Annotated in this window: 18 protein-coding genes; 7 read left to right on the forward strand and 11 right to left on the reverse strand. The window is 57.9% G+C overall.

Going from position 1 to position 23906, the window contains the following annotated elements; all coding sequences use genetic code 11:
* Positions 1–3 precede the first annotated feature (3 nt).
* From fbp to bamD, 4 genes are all read left to right on the forward strand, one after another.
* A complete protein-coding gene (fbp, locus tag DBAC_RS05775) occupies positions 4–1020 on the forward strand; it encodes a class 1 fructose-bisphosphatase (RefSeq protein WP_015773338.1) in 1017 nt (338 codons plus the stop codon).
* A 41-nt stretch (positions 1021–1061) separates the two neighbouring features.
* Positions 1062–2132 (forward strand): tRNA (adenosine(37)-N6)-threonylcarbamoyltransferase complex transferase subunit TsaD, encoded by a 1071-nt coding sequence (tsaD, locus tag DBAC_RS05780; protein WP_015773339.1) that lies wholly within the window; start codon positions 1062–1064, stop codon positions 2130–2132.
* Between the two features lie 3 nt (positions 2133–2135).
* Positions 2136–2456 (forward strand): thioredoxin, encoded by a 321-nt coding sequence (gene trxA / locus DBAC_RS05785; RefSeq protein WP_015773340.1) that lies wholly within the window; start codon positions 2136–2138, stop codon positions 2454–2456.
* 160 nt (positions 2457–2616) lie between these two features.
* Complete coding sequence (gene bamD, locus DBAC_RS05790; protein WP_015773341.1) at positions 2617–3330, forward strand: outer membrane protein assembly factor BamD; 714 nt, start codon at positions 2617–2619, stop codon at positions 3328–3330.
* 147 nt (positions 3331–3477) lie between these two features.
* Here the strand turns inward: bamD and DBAC_RS05795 are convergent, their stop codons facing one another.
* A complete protein-coding gene (locus tag DBAC_RS05795; RefSeq protein WP_015773342.1) occupies positions 3478–4293 on the reverse strand; it encodes a 4Fe-4S binding protein in 816 nt (271 codons plus the stop codon).
* Positions 4294–4630: 337 nt separating this feature from the next.
* Between DBAC_RS05795 and DBAC_RS17710 the strand changes: the two genes are divergently transcribed.
* Positions 4631–6580 carry a methyl-accepting chemotaxis protein gene (locus DBAC_RS17710; RefSeq protein ID WP_167320914.1) on the forward strand — a complete coding sequence of 650 codons (1950 nt, stop codon included), beginning with the start codon at positions 4631–4633 and terminating at the stop codon, positions 6578–6580.
* On the opposite strand, the gene DBAC_RS05805 is transcribed toward DBAC_RS17710, so the two are convergent.
* Positions 6581–7729 (reverse strand): PQQ-dependent sugar dehydrogenase, encoded by a 1149-nt coding sequence (locus DBAC_RS05805; protein ID WP_015773344.1) that lies wholly within the window; start codon positions 7727–7729, stop codon positions 6581–6583.
* 224 nt (positions 7730–7953) lie between these two features.
* Complete coding sequence (locus DBAC_RS05810) at positions 7954–8553, reverse strand: peroxiredoxin (protein WP_015773345.1); 600 nt, start codon at positions 8551–8553, stop codon at positions 7954–7956.
* A 207-nt stretch (positions 8554–8760) separates the two neighbouring features.
* On the opposite strand from DBAC_RS05810, the gene DBAC_RS05815 reads away from it, so the two are divergent.
* Positions 8761–9414 carry an HAD family hydrolase gene (locus DBAC_RS05815; RefSeq protein WP_015773346.1) on the forward strand — a complete coding sequence of 218 codons (654 nt, stop codon included), beginning with the start codon at positions 8761–8763 and terminating at the stop codon, positions 9412–9414.
* A 9-nt stretch (positions 9415–9423) separates the two neighbouring features.
* Here DBAC_RS05815 and DBAC_RS05820 read toward each other — a convergent pair whose 3' ends face one another.
* The 3 genes from DBAC_RS05820 to DBAC_RS05830 are packed head-to-tail and all read right to left on the reverse strand — an operon-like array spanning position 9424 to position 13336.
* A complete protein-coding gene (locus tag DBAC_RS05820; protein ID WP_015773347.1) occupies positions 9424–11172 on the reverse strand; it encodes a GNAT family N-acetyltransferase in 1749 nt (582 codons plus the stop codon).
* Between the two features lie 34 nt (positions 11173–11206).
* Complete coding sequence (locus DBAC_RS05825; RefSeq protein ID WP_015773348.1) at positions 11207–12166, reverse strand: ornithine cyclodeaminase family protein; 960 nt, start codon at positions 12164–12166, stop codon at positions 11207–11209.
* A gap of 21 nt (positions 12167–12187) precedes the next feature.
* Entirely contained in the window at positions 12188–13336 is a 1149-nt protein-coding gene (locus DBAC_RS05830; protein ID WP_015773349.1) for an alanine racemase, read from the reverse strand.
* 465 nt (positions 13337–13801) lie between these two features.
* Between DBAC_RS05830 and DBAC_RS05835 the strand changes: the two genes are divergently transcribed.
* Positions 13802–15754 carry a methyl-accepting chemotaxis protein gene (locus DBAC_RS05835; protein WP_015773350.1) on the forward strand — a complete coding sequence of 651 codons (1953 nt, stop codon included), beginning with the start codon at positions 13802–13804 and terminating at the stop codon, positions 15752–15754.
* A gap of 66 nt (positions 15755–15820) precedes the next feature.
* Here the strand turns inward: DBAC_RS05835 and DBAC_RS05840 are convergent, their stop codons facing one another.
* The 5 genes from DBAC_RS05840 to DBAC_RS17715 form a co-directional block, all read right to left on the reverse strand.
* Complete coding sequence (locus tag DBAC_RS05840; protein ID WP_015773351.1) at positions 15821–17308, reverse strand: sensor domain-containing diguanylate cyclase; 1488 nt, start codon at positions 17306–17308, stop codon at positions 15821–15823.
* Positions 17309–17643: 335 nt separating this feature from the next.
* Entirely contained in the window at positions 17644–18222 is a 579-nt protein-coding gene (locus tag DBAC_RS05845; protein ID WP_015773352.1) for a DJ-1/PfpI family protein, read from the reverse strand.
* A gap of 175 nt (positions 18223–18397) precedes the next feature.
* A complete protein-coding gene (locus DBAC_RS05850; RefSeq protein WP_015773353.1) occupies positions 18398–18946 on the reverse strand; it encodes an LOG family protein in 549 nt (182 codons plus the stop codon).
* Between the two features lie 30 nt (positions 18947–18976).
* Entirely contained in the window at positions 18977–19672 is a 696-nt protein-coding gene (locus tag DBAC_RS05855; protein WP_015773354.1) for a dihydrodipicolinate reductase C-terminal domain-containing protein, read from the reverse strand.
* Between the two features lie 300 nt (positions 19673–19972).
* Positions 19973–23404, reverse strand: coding sequence for an ATP-binding protein (locus DBAC_RS17715; protein WP_015773355.1), 3432 nt, complete (start codon positions 23402–23404; stop codon positions 19973–19975).
* Positions 23405–23906 lie beyond the last annotated feature (502 nt).

Consider the following 23906-nt stretch of genomic DNA (forward strand, 5'->3'; position numbering starts at 1 on the left):
CGTATGCGTCAAGTAACTGTTGTTGAACATCTGCTCCTTCGTCAAAAAGAACGGCCCATGGCTTCCGGTCGCTTCACCAGATTGCTGACCGAGCTCATTCTGTCTGCGAAAATTATCGATCGTGAAGTTTCCAAAGCCGGTCTTCTTGATGTTCTTGGCGCCACCGGGGAGGTGAACATCCAAGGAGAGGTCGTTCAAAAACTGGATGATTTCGCCAACCAGGTGATCATTCGCAGAATGGAACGGGCCGGCGTGCTTTGTGCCATGGTCTCGGAGGAAAATGCCGATTTTATCGGGATTCCCCGGCAGTATCCCGTCGGTGATTATATCCTGATTTTTGATCCTCTTGACGGTTCGGCCAACATCGACGCCAACGTGAGCATCGGAACCATATTCAGCATTTATCGGCGCACGACCTTCGACCAGCAGGCCGTCAGCGTTGGCGAACTGCTTCAGAAGGGTTCGATGCAGGTTGCGGCGGGGTATATCATCTATGGTTCCTCCACGATGATGGTCTATACCGCCGGCAACGGTGTCCACGGCTTCACCCTTGACCCTAGCGTGGGTGAATTCCTCCTTTCGCATCCGGACATCAAAATACCGGAGCGTGGAAGAATCTACTCCGTCAATGAAGGGTATTTTTCGTATTGGGATGAGCCCACGAGAAATATCGTAAATTATTTCAAATCAAATGATAGCGCCACAGGCCGCCCATACAGTTCGCGTTATATCGGGTCCCTGGTTTCCGATTTTCATAGGAATCTGATTTACGGCGGAATTTTCATGTACCCCGCCGACTCTCGTGATTTGCGCAAACCTTCGGGCAAGCTTCGTCTCATGTGTGAAGCCGCCCCCATGGCCATGATCGCCGAGCAGGCGGGGGGGCTTGCGACGGATGGAAAGCAACGCATCCTGGACATTGAGCCGCAGGAATTGCATCAGCGCGTGCCCTTGTTCATCGGATCGAAATCCGACGTCGAGGTTGTCCTCAAGTTCTATGCAGATGCCGCCAAAAGCTAGGAAATTCCTTTGCCTCCAGCATTTTTCAAAGACGTGCGCAGATGATTTGTCTTGGTATTGAAACGTCCTGTGACGAAACATCCGTAGCACTCTGGGACGACGGTCATCTCGTCACCGATCTTGTGCATACGCAGATACCTATGCATTCGGTTTTTGGCGGGGTCGTGCCGGAATTGGCATCGCGGGAACACCTGCGCCTGCTGGACGGACTTGTCTCATCCGTGCTGCAGAGCGCAGAGCGGCCTGCGGGGCAGGGGATCGACCTGATCGCCGTCACGCGCGGGCCAGGCCTGCTGGGCGCGCTTTTGGTGGGTATCTCCTATGCCAAGTCACTGTCCTTGTCGCTGGGGGTTCCCGTCATCGGGGTCAATCACCTCTATGCGCATCTGCTGGCCTGCGATTTTACCGAGCCTATCGAGTACCCGGCGCTTGGCGTCCTTGTTTCCGGAGGACACACGCATATCTACGAAATGCCCGCGCCCTGCGAGTTCAACCTGCTCGGAAAAACGCTTGATGACGCTGCGGGCGAAGCGTTCGACAAGATTGCAAAACTTTTGAATCTTCCCTATCCTGGTGGTAAGTATATAGACATTCTGGCCCGGCTCGGAACGGCAGATCCGCGTCTTTTTTCGAAGCCTTACCTGCAAAACGATAATTGCGATTTCAGCTTCAGCGGACTCAAGACCGCTGTTGCCCAATATGTGCACAAAAAATCTTTTGCCGCCATTGACTACGCCGCCTTCGACGTGGAATTGATTCCACAGGAAATAAAGGATCTTTGCGCCACGGTGAATGAGACGATTGTCGAGACCTTGCTCGAAAAGACCAGGCGGGCCGTGGCGCGCTGCCATGACGTCAAGACATTGTGCCTGGCCGGCGGGGTAGCCGCCAACAGCCATCTTCGGCATAAATTCTCCGCATTTGCCCATGCCAGGGGATTCAAATTTTTAGCTCCCGCGCAAAACTATTGTGGTGATAATGCGGCTATGATAGCGTACGCAGGAGTTCAGTGGGCAAAAAAGGGTCTCATGAGTTCCATGGATTTTGAGGCTGTCCCACGGGGAAAGATTGTTCCCAATGATTTTATTGTAAACCCTTTCTTCAAGGAGTGAATAATGGCTGCACAAGTGAACGATGCCGGATTTGAAGCGGAAGTTTTGAAAGGTGATCTTCCTGTATTGGTGGATTTTTGGGCACCGTGGTGCGGACCGTGCAGGGCTATCGCTCCTGTAATTGAAGAATTGACTCAGGAATTCGAGGGCAAGGTCAAAATCGTAAAGATGAATGTTGACGAAAACCCCGGCACTCCGAGCAAATATGGCATCCGCGCCATTCCCACCTTGATTCTCTTCAAGAATGGCGAAGTTGTTGAGCAGGTCACCGGAGCTGTCTCCAAGGCCAGTCTGAAGCAGATGCTTAGTGACAAGGTTCTGTAATTGTTGTTGATCCTTGAGCTTATTTGATGAGGGTGGCTGCGAAAGCGTAGTGGTCACCCTTACTTTTTTATGTTGAGTTTGGCGTATTTTGCAAGCGACAGGCAAAATGCTTTTTAAGCTCTTCCCATCACCTCCATTTACCGCGAGCCAGGTAATTGTAATGCGCAACTATTTGATTCTTTTTTCTTTTGTTCTGCTTTTAAACGGGTGCGGAGCCATTGATTACTATTTTTTGACTCCGCCTGACGACACTGCCCAGGAGCTTTTTGAAAACGCGCGCGGATTCATGCAAGATAAGGAATATGCGGAAGCCGCCGATTCCCTGACCAAACTCAATGACCGTTATCCGTTCAGTCCATATGCAACGGAAGCAAGACTTATGCTTGCCGATGCGTATGCCCTTGATTCGAAGTATCTGGAGGCCGTTGATGCGTATGAAGAATTTCTGAATATGCATCCGCGTCATGAATCCATTGATTACGTCCTCTTTCAGATTGGTGTGAATAAATATAACTCACATCGGTCAATTGATTTGCCGCATACTCAGCTTGGTGAAGCGGTTGAATCTTTCAGAAGGCTTGTCAGCGGATATCCGAAGAGCATTTATCGGGAGCAGGCTCTCGATTATATCGTTAAATGCAGAAAGTTGATGGCGGAACATGAAATGTTTGTTGCCGACTTTTATTTCAAGTCTGGGTCATACAACGCTGCTTGGACACGATATGTTTATATAATTGATAATTTTCCTGAATTGGAAGAAATTGTGCAAATGGCCAAGTCAAAGTCCAAGGTCGCATATTATTACGCGCAAGAGAAAGACAACGATACCGTACGGCACCCGAGCAAGCTAAAGCAATATTTAGACTGGCTTTGATACGGATCTGGTCTTTATTTGGGATTATTGGGGGCGTCTGTGACGCCCCTTTTTTTTACATCAGCCGAAAAACATCCATTACGCCCGTCTCTACGCACAGATACGTTCTGTGAGTTTTCTCCTGTCTGAAAACGATTCTTCCTTTCTTTAAAAATACAACTCGGGTTCGCGGCGTTCTGCGAATTTTTCATGCAGGGTGCGCCCCAGTTCCAGAATTTTGGGGTGTGTCATAAGCCTCGCGCCTGCCTGGCAGACTCGGATGCAGGCGCAGCAGCGCAGACATCGCATTTTGTCGGTTTCCACGGAATCGTTGACCAATTTGATGGCGCCGGAGGGACAGGATCTGACGCAATCTCCGCACAGAACGCATTTGTCAGCTTCGGTCTCAGGGGAGATCAAAGCTGGCTGGACTCCGTCGCGGTACGGAATATTTCCCGGCACAGCCAGCTTCTCGGCCTTGTCGGCACAATTCTGGATGTGGAGCATTTTTTCCCTCACGCTTTTCCCAAAGTTTTGCGCCTCTTCCAAGTCTAGGCTGTCCGGCCGCCCCTCGGCTACGGGCAGATCTGGAGAGGAAAAGGAATGTTCCCCCACGAAGGCCGCTGCCGCGACAGGTACAAAGCCGAGTTCCACTGCCATATTGTGAAGTTCAAGCAGGGCATCATCATAGGCCCTGTTGCCGTAGACAACGACAAGCACGACCCCGCGACCCCGCCCTGCCACTGAAGAGCGAAGCCTTTCCGCCGCCAAGGCGGGGATGCGTCCGGCATGGACAGGCATGCCGATGATCGCCACTTCAGTCCCTTCCTGTTGATTGCTCGCGGATTCCTGAGCGGAAGCAGAATATGTCAAGTCCAGTTCAGACCAGGATTTTGGCGAGAGGCCCAGGGTAATGGATTCAATGATTTTCCTGGTCGTGCCCGTGGGGGAAAATACTACGCGCTGCGCATGATAGCTGTGCATGCTTTGTTGCTCCTGTTGATAATGAAAAAAATCTTGCGTGTGGATCCGCTGAGTCCATTTTAGCGAAGAGTTCTTCATTTTTTGAATCATTGTTGTGGTGGAGCGAGAAAGATCGTCACACATCTGTCACACCCCTGTCATCCGATTTTGACATTTTGAACGCACAAGGCGTCAAAGACGTTGTTCGGAAATTTTCAAAATTCTCCACTCCACTTATCTTCTTATTCAAGGTGTCGATCTTATGGAAATAAATATTGGATTTCAGGTCAAGCTTGCTGTCGTCACCATCGCCATAGTTCTTGTTACAGTTTTGTGTCTATCCATATCGCAGATATACATGACCAGAAACGATGTGTTGCGTCAGGGGCGTGATGGGCTTTCGAGCATCTCTTCCACTCTGGCGGAATCAGTTGCCTTGCAGCATAGTCTCATGCAAAATAAAATCAATATAGATCGGGATATTATGAAAACCCAGTTTGAACTGGGCGGTTTTCCTATTCCTGAAGTGCTCATGGATGCAGAATTCGATCTTGTGGATCAGGATGGCGGAGAGTCACAAAAAACAATTATTCCGGCCATCAAGCACGGCTCGGTCTATCTGCATGAGGATGATGCCGTGATGCGAAAGGTAGCCCAGCTTACTGGAGGAGTGGCTTCGGTGCTGCAAGTCCACGAAGGCAAGTTGGTGCGCATTTCCACGTCCCTCGAATCACCTGTGCCGTTCTGGGGGAAAGGTTCCTTCATTGGCGAGGGTTCCCGGGTTCAAGCCGCGATCACTTCCGGGCAGAGCTGGGAAGGGCTGGTCTGGCTGGGCGGCGCGTGGCGCATGGCGGCATACGTGCCCTTCACCGACCTCAATGAGGGCAGGGTCATCGGGGCGTTGGAAATAACGCATGCTTTAATCAGCGACGCCTTTGCCGACTTTGTGCGCAATGTCCGTGTCGGCGGACACGGCGGGACGCTGGCCTTTGACGCGCTTGGGCGTGACATCATTTCCTTGCCCGGTGAGGGCGGTATATCGAAGGGCGTTCGCGAGGCCGGGGCCAAGAACGGCCATGCCGCTTTTGTCATGAAGGACGGGCGGCATCTGGAAGTTGCCCTGCAAACCTTCGAGCCCTGGAATCTGACTTTCGCGACCTGGGTCGCCACCGAGGATCTTATGGCCGGGGTCAATGCGCGGCTGATAAAAAATTCTCTGGTCAGCCTGATTCTGCCTCTGGCTTTGTCCGTGATCCTGATCTGGATCGCAGGTCGCGTCCTGTTATCCCCGGTGCGGCGCATGGCCGAACTGGCCGACGAGGTGGCGAAAGGCAACTATACGGCGACCATTACCTACCCGGCCCGGGATGAGATCGGGCAGCTCGCCGTTTCCCTGAATTCCATGGTCGCCAGGAGCAGGGAGATGCTTGCGGAGATCGTCGCGGCCACGGGTTCGCTGTCCGGCGCATCTTCTGAGCTTGGCACCATATCGCACGGACTGACTGACAATTCCGCCGGGACTGCGCGCCGGGCCGAGGCCGTGCACTGCTCGGCCAGGTCCGTGAGCGAGAATATGCACTCCGTGTCCGCCGCCATGGAACAGGCCACGGTCAACGTCGGCAGTGTTGCCGCATTCAGCGCTGAACTGGCGACGACCATTCATGGCGTGGCCCAGAGCGCCGAGTTGGCCAAACGCACGACCTCGGATGCCGTGATCAAGGCCGGGGAGACCACCCGCCACATGGACCAGCTGGGTCAGGCCGCCAAAGAGATAGGCTCCGTGACGGCAACCATTGCGGCCATCTCGTCCCAGACCAATCTCCTGGCCCTCAATGCCACCATTGAGGCTGCCAGGGCCGGGGCCGCAGGACGGGGCTTTGCCGTTGTCGCCGGAGAAATCAAGGAGCTTTCCCAGCAGACTGCGGCCGCCACGGAAAACATCCGCCGAACGGTTGCGGCCATCCAGAAGGTGACCACCGTCACCGCAAGTGAGATTGCCGAGATCATTTACGTCATTGAGGAGATGAACGAAATCGTCATCTCCATATCCGAAGCCATGGAGGAGCAGGCAGTCATGACCAGGGACATCTCCGAAAACGTGAATCAGGCTGCCCAGGGCATCGCCGAAATCAGTGCCAGCGTAGCGTCGAGTTCCGTCATGACCCGCGAGATCAGCGATGAGATCGAGGGGGTGCTGGACTCCTCAAACACCATGCAGGACGAAAGCAGGATGGTTTTGAACCGCGCCGGCGGGCTGGCCGAACTGTCAGCTCACCTGCAGGAGCTGGTCGGGCGATTCCGGTTTTGATCACTGCGCAGGTTCCAGACGCAGCAACTGGCCGGGATCGTGGTCTGTGAGCAGCCACAGGTTGCCGTCCGGTCCGGTGCGCACGTCACGGATGCGCAGTCTCAAGTCCGTAAGCAGGCGTTCTTCCTCGATCACGACTTCTCCGGCCAGTTTCAAGCGTGCGAGATGGCGATGGGAAAGGGCTCCGACGAAAAGATCACCCTTCCAAGCGGGAAAGGCATCACCCGTGTAAAAGGTCATGCCCGAGGGTGCGATGGAGGGCGTCCAGTGATGCAGTGGGTCTGCCATGCCGGGCTTGTGCTTCAGTCCGTCTCCGATGGTGAAGCCGGTGTAATCGATGCCCAAGGTCACTACGGGCCAGCCGTAATTGACGCCGGGACGGATGATGTTGATCTCGTCCCCGCCCCTGGGGCCGTGCTCGTGCGTCCAGATTTCTCCGGTTTGCGGATGCACGGCCATGCCTTGGGGATTTCGGTGCCCATAGCTGTAGATTTCCGTCCAGGCATTCTCTTGACCGACAAAGGGATTGTCCTCGGGAATGCGTCCATCCTCATGGATACGAAGAATTTTTCCGGCATGATCGTCGAGCTTCTGTGCCCGTTGCATCTGGCCGCGGTCGCCGACGCTGATGTAGAGATGCCCCTGGCGATCAAGGCTCAGTCTGGAACCGAAATGGATCCGCCCCGCCGAGGCCGGTTCCGCCCGAAAGAGCACGGTCACGTCTTTGAGCGTGTCATCCTCAAATCGTGCCCGGGCCACATGCGTGGTCACCTCGTTGCCGAGGCTTGCCGAGTAACTGAAGAACAGAATGCGGTTCTGCGCGAATTCCGGGTGGGGCAGAAGATCGAGCAAGCCGCCTTGCCCGCGGGCCCGGATTTGCGGCAGGCCGCTGACCGGCGCATCCAGCAAGGCCCCGTCGCGGATGATGCGCAGTCGTCCCGGGCGCTCGCTGACCAGGATGTCACCGTCCGGAAGAAAGGCCACGGACCAGGGATGTTCCAGGCCCGCGGCAACGGCCGTGACGCGAAAACGGTGATGCCTGGAGGAAAATTCCTCCGCTCCCGCCACATTGGCGGGCAGGATGAGCAGGACGCCGAGAAAGACTGCCACAAGCAAAGATTCGCCTTGACTGAAGATGCTTCTTCTCATGAAATCTCCCTTTGTCCACGCACGGGCGTTGGCGGCTGCGAAATCTCGCAGTGCGTTTTTTCCGTTTTTTTAAAAGGATGATCGGTATAAAACGTCCCTTCCCCGTCGTTGCGGGAACGATGGGCCGGATTCAGTGTACGACAGTAACAGGAATTTTTTACGCACGCAAAAAGGGCCGTCCGGAAAGTTTCCGGACGGCCCTTTTTGGTCAGCATGCCGAAAGTTTAGAGTTTTTCGGCATTCTTGGACAGAAAATCAGCCACTCCGTGCGCATCGGGTTTCATGCCCGTGTCGCCTTTCTGCCATCCGGCCGGGCAGACTTCGCCGTGCTTCTCCGTGAACTGCAGGGCGTCGACCAGTCGCAGCATTTCGTCCACGTTGCGCCCAAGAGGAAGATTGTTGACTACCTGGTGCTGGACAACGCCGTCGCGGTCGATGAGGAAGGACGCGCGCAGGGCCACGCCGGCTTCCGGGTGTTCGATGCCGTAGGCCTTGGCGATTTCGTGCTTGACGTCGGCAACCATGCTGAAGCCCACCGGGCCGATCCCTCCCTGGTCGACAGGGGTGGAGCGCCAGGCGAAATGGGTGAACTGGGAGTCGATGGACACGCCGACCACTTCCACGCCGCGATCGCGGAATTCCTGCAGGCGGCGGTCATGGGCGATGATTTCTGTCGGGCAGACAAAGGTAAAGTCCAGAGGCCAGAAAAAAAGGACCACATATTTGCCGCGCAGGGAAGAGAGGGTGAAGTCTTCGATGCAGCCGCCGGGGTTGACGGCGGGGGCTGTGAAATCAGGTGCCTGTTTGGTGACGAGTACGCTCATTGTATGCTCCTTTTGATTATTTTTGGTTATGATTATGCGCTCTTGATGAAATCAGTAATTATTCCTATTTGCTTGAAGCGTCAAGATAATTTAACTTGTCTCATTAAATTTTCCGAACCACCGTGCAGTGCCGTGCCGCAAGGTGCTGCAAGTGGGTACAGACAGGGTCAAGCCCCGCATGGCCGCAACTACTAAAAAGGATTACATATGAAATACAAGGCAGTGGTTTTTGACATGGACGGAACTCTGCTCGACACCCTGGCCGACCTTGGCGACGCCATGAACCGTGTGCTTGAGCAGCACGGATTCGCGCCCCATCCCATAAACGCCTACCGCCAGTTCGTAGGCAGCGGGGCGGGACAACTTGTGGCCCGCGCCCTGCCTGCGCATGAACAGCATGAGGATTTGAAAAAACGGTGCCTGCAGGCCTTTTTGCGGGAATACGAGGCCGGATGGCGGATCAAGACCTGTCTGTATGAAGGCGTGCCAGAACTGCTTGACGCTCTTGCGGCCAGAAACATCCCCATGGCCGTGCTGACCAACAAGCCGCAGGACTTTGCCGAGCTGTGCATGCGGGAATTCCTGTCGCGCTGGGATTTCGCCCTGACCGTGGGGCAGATGCCGGGCGTGCCGGTCAAGCCCGACCCGGCCGGGCCACGGCAGGTCATTCGCCATCTGGGCGTGCAGCCGGATGAGATCCTCTATCTTGGCGACACGGACGTGGACATGTTCACGGCCGTCAATGCCGGGATGCATCCCGTGGGAGTGCTGTGGGGGTTTCGACCGGAGCAGGAACTGCTTGAGTCCGGCGCGGCGGCGACGCTGGCCCACCCCATGGAACTGTTGCGCTTTCTGGATTGAGAGCGGGGCTTATCTGCTGCGCGCGAGGCGGGATCCTTCGAAAAGTCCCTGAAAGAAATTGCCCGCGTTCACGCCCAGGGAGCGGATGCGGTACCCGCCTTCCTGCACCACCACGGTGTGCTTGCCCAGCGCCCCGATCAGCTTGCCGTTCAGGAAGAAATCCTTGGCCTGAAGGCTCCAGGTGCCTGTAGGGTCGCCCTTGGCCGGGTCCAGCCCGAGGCACACCACCAGAAACGCCGGGTCGAAATCGCGGATGAAGTCCAGGGCCCGGCGCAGTACCTCGGCATAGCCGTCACCGTGCATTTCTTCGGGCAGGGCATAATTGCGGTTAAAGCCAAGGCCCGGTCCTTCTCCGGCTTCCTCATGGAATCCGCTGAAGTACGGATAGGCGAATCTGGGATGCCCGTGGATGGATACGGTCAGAACATCGCTGCGTTCATAGAAGATGTTCTGCGTCCCGTTGCCGTGGTGGTAATCGACATCGAGCACGGCCACCCGCCCCTGGGCGCTCAGGTGCTGGGCGACGACGGCGGCGGTATTGAAATAGCAGAACCCGCCGAAAGCCCGGTGTTCGGCGTGATGTCCGGGGGGGCGCACCAGGGCGTAGGCCAGGCGGCGTCCGTCGAGCACCTCCTGCGCCGCGGTCATGCCGCAGTCCACGGCCCCGCGCGCGGCGGCATAGGCGTTGCCGTTTAAGGGCGTGAAGGTGTCGATGCAGTAGTATCCGGCTCGCACCGCCAGTTCCTTGGGCGGGCGGGCCGCGTTTCTGATGGGAAAGACGTAGGGGTACACGGATTTGTTTTCCGGCAGGGTGGAGCAGACCCGCTTCAGATAGGTCACGAATTTCTTGTCGTGCACGGCTGTTATGTACTGCTCCGAAAAATGCCGGGGTTCCCGCAGCGTGAACAGCTCGGTTTTCTTGATTTCCCTGAGGATCGAATCAATGCGCACCGGCGCTTCCACATAGCCGCGTTCGCGGATGTGATGGATGCGATGATTGTGGTTGCAGATGACAGCGATCTTTCGATCGGCGCTGATGGTCTGCCTGTTCGCGGAAATCGTCTCCGTCAGGTAACGGGTTTCGCGCAGCGCCAGGGGGCTTGGCGGAATGGAATCCAGGACCATGCGCACATACTGCGGCGAACACTTCTCCTTGTATTTCCTTTCAAGAATGGCGCGGATGATGCTCCGGGCCCGTGGCCTGGACAGCTGGAACGGCTTGTCCAGCGGATCGGCCACCAGATAGGGGGCGCAGTCGTCTTCGGCCGAAAGCGGTGTTTCGTAGGCCGTGTTCACGATGGGGCGCGCTCCGTAGCGTTCGTAAAAACGCAGCCGGGCTTTGTTTTCCCGCAGCAGGATTTCATCAGGGCACAAGGATGGATCATCGGGCAGGCATTCGAAAAAAAGTGCCGTGTCGCCCAGAGCCCGGGCTTCTTCCCGCACCCTTTCGTACAGGGCCGAACCCACGCCGCCTCCGCCATGAACCAGGCTGACCGAAAGAAAATCCAGGTAGCAGAAACGCAGGTCCGAGAAGTGGCAGAGCAGGGCGAAGCCCTGCACGATTTTGCGTTGCCGTTCGGCCACGAAGAGAATGGTCCTGTAGCCTTTGGCCATGGGATTTTTGAGAGTGGCGGGCAGGTTGATCACCTCTTCCGGGGCGATGAACGGGAAGCGTTCGCTCAGAATGGTCTGAACCTGTTCCACGCACTGGCTGTCAACAGGGACCGTGGTGTCGTAGATGGGGCGGATACGGAACATGATTTTTTGTCCTGCTGATTGTTTTGGGACCGTTTCAGACCGTTCGCACCAGCCCCGCCTCATGTGCCTTGGCCAGCGCCAGGGAACAGATGGCCATGTCCTGCAGGGCCATGCCCGAGCTGTCGTACACGGTGATCTGCTGCGGGGATGTGCGTCCGGGCGCGCCGTTCAGCACCGCGCCGATGGCGGTGACGTTTTGCGCGTCCACCAGCCCGGCCTTGTGCGCCGCCTCATATTCGCCGATGCCAAGCGACTGCCGGACCACATCGGCGAACAGGGCGGCCCTGGCCACAAGGGCCGGGTCGAGTTCCTGCTTGCCCGGCGCGTCCGCGCCCATGGCCGAGACATGCGTGCCCGGTCGCACCAGGGATGCCTCGAAGAGCGCCTCGCGCGCGGCCGTGACCGTGACGATGATGTCGGCGGCCTGCACCGCTTCCCGGCTGTCCGCAAAACGGGCCTCAAGCCCCAGTTCGGCCTGGATGCGCCGGGCGAAATCCTCTCCGGCCTTGGGCGAGCGGTTGACGACCAGCACGGTCTCGATGGGCCGGACCTCGCGCACTGCCAGCAGTTCGAACCAGGCCTGATGCCCCGCGCCGAACAGGGCCAGGGTCCGGCTGTCCTGGCGCGACAGATGCCGCACGGCCACGGCGTCCGAGGCTGCCGTGCGCAGGCAGGTCAGGTGGGAGGCCGCCACCAGGGCCTGGGGATAGCCCGTGTCCGGATCGAGCAGCAGGGTGGTCGAGGCGTGGGCGGGCAGTCCATGCGTGCGGTTTTGCGGCCAGTAGCTGCCGACTTTGAGTCCCACGGTCCGGCTGGTTCGGATCAGTCCGCTCTTGATGCTGAAAGACGTCCCGGCATCGGGGCCGTGCCCCTGTGCCACCGGAAAGACTTCGGCCTCATCCCTGCCGTATTCGCGAAACATCCTTTCGATGACCCCGATGGCCTCGGCCATGGACACGACTCTGGATGCGACGTCCTCACTTACAAACTGCATGGCGATACTCCCTGAAGCTGTTTACCATCCGGTGAAGCGCGGCCAGACGGCGGTCACGTCGCTTTGGCCGGCGCCGATGACGTGATAGCGGTCGTGTTGCGTGGCCGTGGCGCAGGCATGGCTGGGCAGAATGCGCAACCGCGTGCCGATGGGAAATTCCTGATCGGACCGAGGGGTGCCCTGCCGCGCCGCCACGATGCCGTGCTCCTGGTTGACGATGGTGACGATGAGATTGGTGATCGGGCGCCCCTCCAGGTCGCAGACCAGGCCGTAGCCCTGATCCACATTCTGGGTCGCCGTGCCCCGGTCGCAGGACAGGGCGGTCCAGCCCGCGTCGACGATGGTCCAGCCCTTTTCGCGCTGATGGCCGATGACCGTGGTCAGCACCGAAAGCGCGATGTCGTCCTGCGTGCAGATGCCGATACCCGCCTGTACCAGGTCGAAGAAGACAAAGACCCCGGCGCGGACCTCTGTTACGCCCGCATAGCTTTGCGCCGAAAAGGCGGTGGGCGTGGAGCCGACGCTGACCACGGGGCAGGGCCAGCCCTTGGCCCGCAGCGTTTCGGCAGCCATGACGGCGGCGGCGCGCTCCTGCTCGGCGGCGGCCGACAGCGCCTCGCTTCCGCGAGCCTCGTAGCTTTCGCCCGCGTGCGTGAGCACGCCTTCAAGTCTGGCTCGTGGCGCCAGCGCCTGCGCAATGGCCGCCAGCAGCGTGGCATCCTGCGGTTTCACGCCGGAGCGGTGGCCATCGCAGTCCAGTTCGATGAGCACGGGAATGGGGTCTTTCGGGTCCGAGGCTTTGGCCACGGCCAGGGCCTGTTCCACGCTGTCGAGGAGAATGGTCAGGGCGATGCCGCCTGCGCGAAGCTTTTGCACCCGCGTCAGTTTGTCCGGTGAAATGCCGACGGCGTAGGTGATGTCTTTTACGCCATGCGCGGCCAATTCCTCTGCCTCGCGCAAGGTGGAGACCGTGGCCGGGCCCTGGGGAGTAGTCATCAACAACCGGGACACTTCCCATGATTTGGCGGTCTTGAGGTGCGGCCGGAAAGCGACTTCCGCCGCCCGCAGCCGGTCGCGCAGGCGGGCGATGTTGCGCTCCATGCGCTCCTCGTCAACAAGCAGGCAAGGCGTTCCCTGGCTCGCCAGGATGGGGGTGGAATGATCGTTCATGCGAGTCTGCTCCGTGAACAGTGTTGAGATGATAAAGGCGTCCGATTTCTTTTTCCGGACTGGTGGATCTGCCGTTTCCGCCACGCTAGCGTTCAACGGCCTCTTCCACGCTTCTCGCTGACCGCGGGGCTGCATAGTTCATGGTCGCATGATTGTCGATCTTACCCTATCGCCGCGCGGTCTGAAAGCTTCGGGTGTGACCGGAGCCGGATGCTGTCGGGTATGGTTCCGGCCTTTTTGGCGAGAAAGCATGGGTCGTGAAGGCATCATGTTTTTTCTTCTTCACTTCGTATCCTAATTTCCGTTTTGCTCAACGTTTTCTTTATTTTAAACAGAAACTGAGTTACTATTCAATTACGCGATTGCTGTTCACGCATCAAATTTCTGACAATCGATCAGTTGGTTTTTTCGCAAGCGCGGTTTCTTTGATTAGGCGTAGAGTAACCTCAAAGGTCGGAGAAAACGATGAAGAGCATCCCTATTCGCATGAAATTGATCGGCGGTTTTCTGGCCCTGTTGATCCTGGTCTGCACAGGTCTTGGTTTTATCGCTTATGACCGGGCCAAAAGCGCGTCATTAAGCCAGGTGCAGGAGAACATCCAGCTCATGGCCCAGGACGGGGCCCGGCTGGTCAGGAGCCGACTTGATTTTTTCCTCATGGGCCTGGAGGGGATCGCCAACCGGGACGTGATCCGTTCCATGAACTGGGACCGTCAGTTGCTCACCCTCGAACGTGAAATCGAACGGATGAAATATCTGGGGATGGGCGTCATCGATGCGGACGGCCAGGCCAAGTATCCCGACGGCTCCACCGCGGACCTGAGCGACCGGGCGTATTTCAAGGAGGCCATGGCCGGAAAGTCCGTGCTCTCCAACGTCATCATCAGCCGGGTCACCAACTCGCCGGTCATCATTCTGGCCACGCCCATCAGGGGGTTCGCGGGAGATGTCAAAGCCGTGCTGCTGGCCCGCCTCGACGCCACCATGCTCAGCGAGATCACGGACAACATCAAATACGGGGACACCGGGTACTCCTACATCATTGACGGCACGGGCGTGCTCATCGCCCACGGCAACCGTCAGTTCGTGCTCGATCAGCGCAATTTCGTCGAAGAGGGCAAGAAGGATCCTCAATATGCATCTTTGGGGGCCATGTTTCAGCGCATGATGAAGGGTGAGATCGGCTTTGACCAGTACCCCTTCATGGGCTCCGACCGTTTCTTCGGGTTCGCGCCCATCGAGAACACCGGGTGGTCCATTGCCGTGGGTGCCATGCAGGACGATGTGCTGACAGAGGTGTACAGGATGCGATGGATGATCGGGCTGGCCTCCCTGGCCTTTTTCGCCGTGGGTATCGCCATCGCGCTTTTGATCAGCCGGGCCATCCTGCTGCCGGTGAAAAACTGCGTCGATCTGCTCAGGGATATCTCCGAGGGAGAAGGCGACCTGACCAAGCGGCTTCCGGTGGAAAGCAATGATGAAATTGGTCAGTTGGCGCAGCACTTTAATACATTTGTTGAAAAACTGCAGCGCATCATCGCTGAAATCAGCGGCAACGCCCAGACCGTGGCCTCCTCCGCCACGGAGCTTTCGGCCGTGAGCAAGCAGACGACGCAGAGCGTGCAGTCCCTTTCCTCCAAGACATCCACCGTGGCCACGGCCGCAGAGGAGATGAGCGCCAATATCACCTCCGTCGCCGCAGGCATGGAAGAGACCACCACCAATCTGTCCTCGGTGGCCGCAGCCACGGAAGAAATGACTTCGACCATCGGCGAGATCTCCGGCAACACCGAACGCGCCCGGGGCACCACCGACAACGCCGCACGTCAGGTGGATAATTTCGCAGGCATTTTACGCGATCTTGGTGCTTCCGCCCAGGAAATCGGCAAGGTCACCGACACCATCTCCGCCATCTCTTCACAGACGAACCTGCTGGCTTTGAATGCCACCATCGAGGCGGCCAGGGCCGGTGAGGCAGGCCGGGGCTTTGCCGTCGTTGCCAACGAAATCAAAGAGCTGGCAACGAAGACCGCCGAGGCCACCAACGACATCCGGACCAAGATCAACGGCATCCAGAATGCCACGGGCAGCGCCGTGACCGACATCGGTCAGATCGTGAAGGTCATCGGCGATGTGAACGAAATCGTGACCACCATCGCCGCCGCCATCGAGGAGCAGTCCGCCGTGACCCGCGAAGTGGCTACCAACATCAACCAGGCCACCACCGGCGTACAGGACGCCTCGGTGCGCGCCTCGGAGATGTCCGGAGTGTCCAGGGATATCGCCCAGGACATTACGGCCGTGGACTCCATCACCGGCGACATCCGCTCCGGCGGCGAGCAGGTCCAGGCCAGCGCGGAGGAGCTCTCCAAACTGGCCGAACAGCTCAAGGGGCTGGTCGGCCAGTTCAGGATCTAGCCAAAAGCAAGGCCCGGGAATCGTTTCCCGGGCCTTCGTCATTCTTTCCGCCAAGATCTATACCTTCTAGCCCTGTTGTTGGCGCGGAGCAAGACAGACCCTGTTGCGGCCGTTCTCCTTGGCTTCGTACAGAGCCTGATCGGCAAGGGACAGGAGGGTGTCGAGGGTCGCGCATTGCGCATGGATTTCGGCAACGCCGAAGCTCGCGGTCAGGGGGAGTTTTTCATCACCGCGTTGCAGATCAAGTCCGGCCAGTCCGGCTCGAAGTTCTTCGGCCACCGTGGCGGCTCCGTTCCGGTCCGTTCCCGGCAACAGAATCACGAATTCCTCTCCGCCGTATCGGCAAAACATATCCGGCTCCCGCAGGCGCGAGGCGATATAATGCGCCGAGGATGACAGGACCAGATCCCCGGCCGCATGTCCATACGTGTCGTTTACGTTCTTGAAGTGGTCCAGGTCGATCATGATGCAGGAGAGATGTCCGCCGTAGCGGCACACGCGGGCGAACTCGCGGCTGGCGGATTCCATGAAGGCGCGCCTGTTGAGCGCGCCGGTGAGCATGTCCGTGGACGCGGCCAGGGCCAGTTCGCGGCTTTGACGGTTGAGCCGGATCTGGCCGCGCACCAGCAGAGTACTCAAACCTGCCACGACCAGAACCAAAACTATGGAAGCGCCGCCGTAGACCATGGCGTGATTTTTCCAAGGCTCCAAAACCATCTCGCGGGGAAAGCTTGCGAAGGCCAGCAGAGGATACCGGCTGATCCGCGTGTCCCCGGCGACCAGTTCCCTGTGATCAGCGGCCGATACGCTGGTGAATGGAGTGCTCTGCATGTCGCGCAAGGCACTGTTCTTGATTTCGGGCACGGTCCGGCCGACGTGCTGCTCCTGGTTGGGCGCATGGAGATATATCCGGCCCTCCAGGTCGGTCACCATAAGATGGGTGCCCTGGGGCATGTCCACACTGTCGAATATTTCCAGCAGCGGGAGCAGGGCAACGACGGCGCCGACGATATGCGTGAGCTGGCCCTGTCTGTCGCGCATCCCCAAACTGACGCCGAAGACCCATGTTTCCGGCCTCACCTTGCTGTGCATTGGCACGCCAATGAATACTCCCAGGTCGTTGCCTTGGTGCGCCACGACATAGTCCCGGTCGGAAATATCGGGCGCGATGCCCGGACCCGTCCAGCTCATGACCTGGCCCTGGGAGTCGGTGATGAACATGGTCTGGATGTACGATTTTTTGCGTTGGATGGAACCAAGGACTTCACGCAGCTGATCGTTTTGTTCCCGTGGCGGCAGGTTCTGCATCATTGCCACCAGTCTTGCAGTTTCGGTCAGGCTGTTTTCGATGTCGATGAGCACCATGCCCATCTGGGTGGCGACGAGGCTCGAAATGAAACGGGCGTTCTGACGGGCCGCATCCAGGGTGGAACGGTAGGAGGAGCAGGCCATGACCACGACCAGGGCCAGCGTCGCGAGGGTCAGCCCGCTGGCCACAAGCACCACCAGCACGGTGTGGCCCCTGGATCTATGCTCGTCGCGCAGACTGTTCATGGAATCGGCTCCTGGTTTGTTGATGACGCTGTGGATGCAGAGGTCTCTTTTATGGTGTCGCGGGCAGGGCCGCAGGCTGCGTTCTGATCGGTCTGGTTCTGAAAATCAAGTCGTCGTTGTTCCTCCACCTATGGCATCGCATGTGAAAAATCGAAGGCCAATCGCCAAGGATGGTCTTCGCCGGTTTATTTATGGATTAACGGTTGTCGTTTAACGTGAAAAATATTTCTGCGCAATCTTGATGGAGATTTGGGTCAAGGAAAGTGTCTGCGGTCGGCGGGAAAAGCTGTGGAGGAATGCGGAGCGGTGGGAGCCGCTCCGCATTTCGGCTGGAATCAGATGGTTATCTTGGCGCCGAGCAGGGCGGCGAATTTTGCGATCCAGTCGGGATGCGCGGGCCAGGCCGGGGCGGTGACGAGATTGCCGTCCACGTGGGCCTTATCGAGGGCGATGTCCGCGTACTTGCCGCCGGCGCAGGTCACATCCGGTCCGCAGGCGGGATAGGCCGCGCAACTCTTGCCTTTCAGAACTCCGGCCGTGACCAGGACAAGCGGGCCGTGGCAGATGGCCGCGATGGGTTTGCCCGCCGCGTCGAACTCGCGCACGATCTCAAGGACCCTCGCGTTGAGACGGATGTATTCCGGAGCGCGTCCGCCGGGCACGACCAGGCCGACATAGTCGGCGGTGTCCACGGCTGCGAAATCCTTGTTCAGGGTGAAGTTGTGGCCGCGCTTTTCACTGTAGGTCTGGTCGCCCTCGAAATCATGGATGGAGGTGCGTACGAAGTCTCCGGCCTTCTTGTCCGGGCAGACCGCCTCCACCGCGTAGCCGAGCATGGTCAGAGCCTGAAACGGTACCATGACTTCGTAATCCTCTACATAATCACCGACCAGCATCAGTATTTTCTTGGACATGAGTGGATCTCCTTGAATGTGCCCGGGCGCGAAACAATGCGTCGAAGGACGTATGGCGCGCTCGTTTGTTTGCAATACCCGGCGATTGTTATGCACAAAGTGGGTGCTTGTCCATCCGGCTCATGAATTCGTGGAAGCCATGCGCACCAAAGGCCGGGCGCTTCGGCTTCAATCTTCAGCAGCCCGCTTTGGCGATGAGCAGGTCGATCAGCTCTGCCGGATCTGATGATACGGATATGGCCTCGCCGTAAGGCTGCTTCATGAATCCTTCCTGGCCGGCCTTGTCAAGCATCATCTTCAGAGGCTCGAAAAAACCGTTCACATCCAGAAGGCCGCAGGGTTTGGAATGAAAGCCCAGTTGCCGCAGGGTATAGACTTCGAAGAATTCGTCGCAGGTTCCGATGCCGCCCGGTAGCACGGCAAAAGCGTCGGACAGGGCGATCATCATGGTCTTGCGCTCGTGCATGGTCGCCGCGACATGAAGACGGGTCAGCCCGTTGTGGAATTCCTCCTTGTCCTTGAGCGTCTGCACGGTGACGCCGATGATCTCGCCTCCCTCCTCAAGCACGCTCTCGGCCAACTGGTTCATGAGCCCGGTGCGGGAGCCTCCATAGACGCAGGTGATGCCGCGTTTGGCCAGTTCGCGGCCAAGTGCGGCTGTGGTTTCCATGTAGGCGGGATGGGTTCCGGGGCTTGACCCCAGAAAGACGCAAATGGATTTCATATGAATGCGGCTCCGGTAATAAGAACGATGTCAGTGCTTTTTCTGGATGCTGCCGATCACGAGATCAACAACGTCATGGCAACCAGGCGGAAGTTTTGCTGCGCAGATCATGTCGACGACCTTTGCCAGACCTGAAGCATAGGCTGATTTGCCCAACACCCGTGTTTCCAGCCGTATCTCCACTTCCGGAGCGCTGATCGCGATTTCGTGATACGCGTGACGATCCAGGAATTGGGGCGGGATTCCCAGAACCTCGTTTTGCACCTTGGGGTCCCGTTCCGAGCGGATCTTTGTCTCCGAAACGCCCAGCGACTGCGCCAAGTGGATGGCGGTGCCGGGTTTGGTGCTTTTGGATGCCTGATGGGATTCGGTGATACGGATGTCCTGGCCCTCGAAATATCCCGCCGCCTGTTTGACCATCGCCATGAAGGAAAGCATCTGCATGTTCACGTTTGGACAGATGACGACAGGGAACGTGGGCGTTGCCGGGAACTGCGAGCCTCCCGTGGACAGGTCGAGCAGAACGGAGCCGGTCGCGGAGCAGAATGCAATGACATCGTCGAGCTCTCGTCCGGAACCGGCATGCACCACCATGCACCGCTCATCCCCCAAAGCGTCCCGTTCATCCCACTTGGCCACGCGTGAAATCGTCGCGCTGCCGAGGCCGCCCACCAGCTCCGCCGCCAGTTTGCCATGACCGACGATGAGTATTGCGAATTTGTCCATGACTTTTTTCCTTGTCTTTGCGCTAGCTGCGCTTCTCGCTGAAAAATCCATTTTCAAGTCTGCTACATGAGAGGTTGCGGTCACGGCAAGCGTATATTTTGTCGTATCTTCTTGTATCCATGCGTTTTTTTTATTATGACGCAACGTTTGCAAAGCTCAAAAAAAAACCACCCGGAGTTGAGTGGCCTGTTTGTTGGAAGGTCGATAGGGATTTTGATCATGGGCCTTTAGCGCCCGTAAGCCGGACGTCCCGGTACGAAATTTCCGCAGAGATATGAAAGAAGGCCTGCGAGGCCGTCATCAGTTCCGCATGGCCTGTCCCGCGACGCGGAGCATCTCGCGGATGTCCATGGGCTTGGCTACATAGCTGTTCATGCCGGCTGCCAAAAAGCGTTCCCTGTCGCCGGCCATGGCGCAGGCCGTCAACGCGATGACGGGGATATTCCTGACCGTCTCTCCGGCTTCGCCCTCGCGGATGCGCATGGTGGCCTCGATGCCGTCCATGTCCTGCATCTGCACATCCATGACCACAAGATCGAAGGGTTGCCTGCGCAGGGCGTCCAGGGCCTCCTGGCCGCTGCGGACGTGGACCACTGCGGCTCCGTGGCGGCCCAGCAGGGCCACTCCGGCCACGGCGCTGACCTGGTCGTCCTCCACCAGCAGAACGCGCCTGTCCGCAAGATTGGCGGTTTTTCGTTCATCGGAGCCGCCGGGGCGAGCAGGGGGACAATCCGTCTCAAAGCGCAGCGAAAAGGCGAAAGTCGTGCCCTTTCCCGCCTCGCTGGTCACGGACATGCCGCCACCCATGAGCTCCACCAGACGCTTGCAAATGGAGAGGCCGAGCCCAACGCCCTTGTGACTGCGGACATATCCATCACAGAGCTGTATGAACGGGTCGAAAAGACGCCGCAAATCCTCGTCGGGGATGCCGATGCCCGTATCCGAAACCTCGAAAAAAACCCGCACGGTTCGCGGTTCAACAGCAGTCAGGTTCCAGGCCTGCACGGTTATGCGGCCGGAAGTGGTGAACTTGCAGGCGTTGTCCACCAGGTTGTTGAGGATCTGCTGCAAGCGAAATGCGTCGCCGAGGATGCGGTCGGGCAAGGCCGGGTCCAGAGTGAAGTCGAGAACGACCCCGTTGCTCCCGCTGAGAGGCGTGAACAGTTCCCGGACGTGGCTGAAAACGCTTTCCAGGCTCATCGGCGCGGACTGGATGGTGAGCTTGCCGGCCTCGATGCGCGAAAAATCCATGATGTCGGAGAGCAGGCGCACCAACCGGTCGCAGGATCGCACAGCCATGTCCACGAACGAGGCCTGATCCGCATTAAGATCCGCGGTCTGCAGCAACTGGAGCATGCCCATTATTCCGTTGATGGGCGTACGGATCTCGTGGCTCATGCTGGCCAGGAAGCCGGACTTGACCCTGCTGGCCTCCTCGGCCTGTTCCTTGGCTTTCTTGAGAGCCTCTTCGGACTTCCAGCGCTCGGTGATGTCCTCCCCCGAACAGACCACGTACTCGACCGTTCCGTCAGCACGGAGTTTGGGAGATTTGAGGATGGAGAGGAACCTTTTCTCACCCGAGAAATGCGGTAGCCACTCCTCGGTGCGCACCGGGCGACCCGAAGAAAAGACAACCTCGTTCCCCTGGCGGCAGACGTCAGCCACATCGACCGGGTAGATTTCGTAGATGTCCCGGTAGGCCATGTCCCCAATGCCGAGGCCGTTGAAGGCGGCGTGCGCCTCGTTCACGGCCCCGTAGGTTTGTTCGTCGATGAGGTACCAGATCTGCGTCTGGATATAGTCGAGCAGGATGCGCTGCTCGTCGACGGCTTTCTCCATGAGACGCTCAGCGTGCTTGCGCGCTGTGATGTCCATGGCGATGCGGATGCGGGCCGGACGCCCGTCGAGCCAGGACACAGGCCTGTCGAAATGCAGGTTCCATTTTCCGGTGGAGTGGTCGAGGGCTTCCCACGAAGCCATTTCATTGCCCTGTAGGGCTTTGCCGGGGCAAAGAGGTTCACCGCCGTCGGATTGCTGCCGGGGGTGATGAAAGCCCGTTCCGCTCTCCACTGAATTTTCCCGCATGGACGCGTTCATGAAAAGGATCTCGTCCGTGGCCACGTCCACCACGCAGATGTCGGCCGGGATGCTGTCGAGGATGGCGCGCAGGGCGACGTTGCCCGCCTCCAGTTTCTTCTCCATCCGCCTCTGCCCGGTCACGTCCCTGGCCGACCCGACGGTTCCGATGTTGACTCCGCTTTCATCGAAGAGCGGGGCCTTGCGCACGTCGAGAAACAGGAATTTTCCGCCGACGTTGCCGTATTCATCAAACTGCTGCGGGCATCCTGCGTCGATGGTGATCTGGTCGGTGTCGCGGCAGATCTCGCCGAAGCTGTGCCAATCCGGATTATCCGGATGCCTGGCACGTTCCCGCTGCGCGAAGAAGAGGTCCGTCCTGCCAATGGGTTCGTCAGTGTCGCGGGCGATAAGCAACGTTTCGCAGACAGCTTTGTTGGCGAAAATATACTTTTTTTGCATATCCTTGGCCCAGATCATGTCCGGTACGTTGTCGCAGATCAGCCGCAGCATGGTGTCCAGTTGCCGACTCTTTCGCTCTAGGGCTTTTCTGGTCTCGATCTCCCGTTTTTGCTCCGTGATGTCCGTGGCCACCCCGTGCATGACAAGACCCGCCCCCTTGTCCGTCATGACCGCCTTGTCGTGAAGCCATGTCTCTTTTCCGGTCTCGCTCAGCACGCGATACTCGACATCGAGGAAACCCGTGCGTGAGGCCAGTTTCATCGCCTCCGTGTACACGGGAGCATCTTCGGGGTGGATACGGTCGGTCCAAAAACCTTTTGCCTTGTCCGTTTCCCCCGGGCTGTATCCGAGGACATCAAGAGCCTGTGGTGAGCAGTAATGGGCCGTGGAGCCGTCGAGGCTCCGGGAATAGACGATGACCGGGATGGTTTGGATCAGCCTGCTCAGATTATTGTGGGCCTGCTGCAATGCGCGTTCCGTATCCTGACGCAGTTCCAGTTCCCGCTTGGCATCCGAGACCGCGGCGGTCAGGGCCGCTGTTCTGTCATCGATGGTTTCGCCCAGTTCCTGCTGCGTGTGGTGGAAAAGACGATGGGTTTCAAGCCAGTCCGTCATATCCCAGAAGATGATGCACCTGATGTCCGTGAGTCCGTCGCCGGCGCTCAGGATTTCCGCCTGGGCCTGCACCTTTCTGAGCACTCCGTCCCTGCGGGTCAGGTCGATGATGACGGGGTCCGGAGTTCTGCCTTCGATCACCTGCCCGAAAAAGGACTGGAATGTTCCGGCATCGTTTGCGGCGAGGTGTCTGGAGAATTTGGCGAGGGATGGAACACGTACGGACGCATAGCCGAGCATCCTGCACAGGGATCTGGACCAGAGGTTTTTGCCGACGTGGCCCGAGACTGTCCACAGGCCGCACCCGGCAAAGGGCTGGATGCGCCCGGCGTCTTCGGAACAAGTGGAGCAGCCGGAAACAGTTGGATCGTGGCTGTTGCCGAGGAAAAAATTGGCGACCTGGGTGTTCAAGGCTGCTGCGGCCTTGGACAGAAAATCAAGCGACGGATTGCACTGCCCGCGTTCGATCTGGCCCAAGTGCTGCTTCGTAACGCCGATGACTTCGGAAAGACTCTCCTGCGTCATGTCACGCAGCTGACGATACAGTCTCAATCTCCCGCCGACGCCATTATGAACCATGCAACCTCCCGAAATCCAACAATGAGGTGAAATCTTGAAAAAGAGAGCGTGAGGCCCCGCGTCGCGGACGGAGGCGAGCACTTCAATTTTTCAAAGATAATCTAGCTCATACCTGACAGGATTTAAACAAGATTCCATCTTGTTTTCGCTTCATGACATGCATCCTGGACACGACGTATCATAAAGAAAGGTGTACGCAAAAAAACGCAGCCGAAAATGTCATACACAATAAGTTTGCGCACTGTTTTTTATGAAAATGTCATACAGGGCCTTTCGTCCTCGCATATGCACAAGGTTGCGAGCCATGTTGGAAATTTGTTTAAGCCGAGATCACAAAAAATGACCTGATCTGATGCGCATAAGCGAAAATGGGCAGGAAAAAGCAAGAAGAAGGTGGCGCCGGCCATAGCAAGCGCGACTTTGACATCACTCAAGCGATTTTGATGTGCTTAAGTCTACCGAAATGGAGGGATGTTATCGCCGTCTAGATACTCTTTGGCAA

The organism is Desulfomicrobium baculatum DSM 4028, assembly GCF_000023225.1.
Taxonomy (GTDB): Bacteria; Desulfobacterota; Desulfovibrionia; order Desulfovibrionales; family Desulfomicrobiaceae; genus Desulfomicrobium; species Desulfomicrobium baculatum.

What these genes read in the sequence shown, in the direction of transcription:
- bamD (WP_015773341.1), top strand. Translation starts at nt 2,617, where the DNA reads ATGCGCAACTATTTGATTCTTTTTTCTTTTGTTCTGCTTTTAAACGGG.
- trxA (WP_015773340.1), top strand. Translation starts at nt 2,136, where the DNA reads ATGGCTGCACAAGTGAACGATGCCGGATTTGAAGCGGAAGTTTTGAAA.
- DBAC_RS05795 (WP_015773342.1), bottom strand. Translation starts at nt 4,293, where the DNA reads ATGCACAGCTATCATGCGCAGCGCGTAGTATTTTCCCCCACGGGCACG.
- DBAC_RS05815 (WP_015773346.1), top strand. Translation starts at nt 8,761, where the DNA reads ATGAAATACAAGGCAGTGGTTTTTGACATGGACGGAACTCTGCTCGAC.
- fbp (WP_015773338.1), top strand. Translation starts at nt 4, where the DNA reads ATGCGTCAAGTAACTGTTGTTGAACATCTGCTCCTTCGTCAAAAAGAA.
- DBAC_RS05825 (WP_015773348.1), bottom strand. Translation starts at nt 12,166, where the DNA reads ATGCAGTTTGTAAGTGAGGACGTCGCATCCAGAGTCGTGTCCATGGCC.
- DBAC_RS17715 (WP_015773355.1), bottom strand. Translation starts at nt 23,404, where the DNA reads ATGGTTCATAATGGCGTCGGCGGGAGATTGAGACTGTATCGTCAGCTG.
- tsaD (WP_015773339.1), top strand. Translation starts at nt 1,062, where the DNA reads ATGATTTGTCTTGGTATTGAAACGTCCTGTGACGAAACATCCGTAGCA.
- DBAC_RS05835 (WP_015773350.1), top strand. Translation starts at nt 13,802, where the DNA reads ATGAAGAGCATCCCTATTCGCATGAAATTGATCGGCGGTTTTCTGGCC.
- DBAC_RS05855 (WP_015773354.1), bottom strand. Translation starts at nt 19,672, where the DNA reads ATGGACAAATTCGCAATACTCATCGTCGGTCATGGCAAACTGGCGGCG.
- DBAC_RS05840 (WP_015773351.1), bottom strand. Translation starts at nt 17,308, where the DNA reads ATGAACAGTCTGCGCGACGAGCATAGATCCAGGGGCCACACCGTGCTG.
- DBAC_RS17710 (WP_167320914.1), top strand. Translation starts at nt 4,631, where the DNA reads ATGACCAGAAACGATGTGTTGCGTCAGGGGCGTGATGGGCTTTCGAGC.
- DBAC_RS05850 (WP_015773353.1), bottom strand. Translation starts at nt 18,946, where the DNA reads ATGAAATCCATTTGCGTCTTTCTGGGGTCAAGCCCCGGAACCCATCCC.
- DBAC_RS05845 (WP_015773352.1), bottom strand. Translation starts at nt 18,222, where the DNA reads ATGTCCAAGAAAATACTGATGCTGGTCGGTGATTATGTAGAGGATTAC.
- DBAC_RS05830 (WP_015773349.1), bottom strand. Translation starts at nt 13,336, where the DNA reads ATGAACGATCATTCCACCCCCATCCTGGCGAGCCAGGGAACGCCTTGC.
- DBAC_RS05810 (WP_015773345.1), bottom strand. Translation starts at nt 8,553, where the DNA reads ATGAGCGTACTCGTCACCAAACAGGCACCTGATTTCACAGCCCCCGCC.
- DBAC_RS05820 (WP_015773347.1), bottom strand. Translation starts at nt 11,172, where the DNA reads ATGTTCCGTATCCGCCCCATCTACGACACCACGGTCCCTGTTGACAGC.
- DBAC_RS05805 (WP_015773344.1), bottom strand. Translation starts at nt 7,729, where the DNA reads ATGAGAAGAAGCATCTTCAGTCAAGGCGAATCTTTGCTTGTGGCAGTC.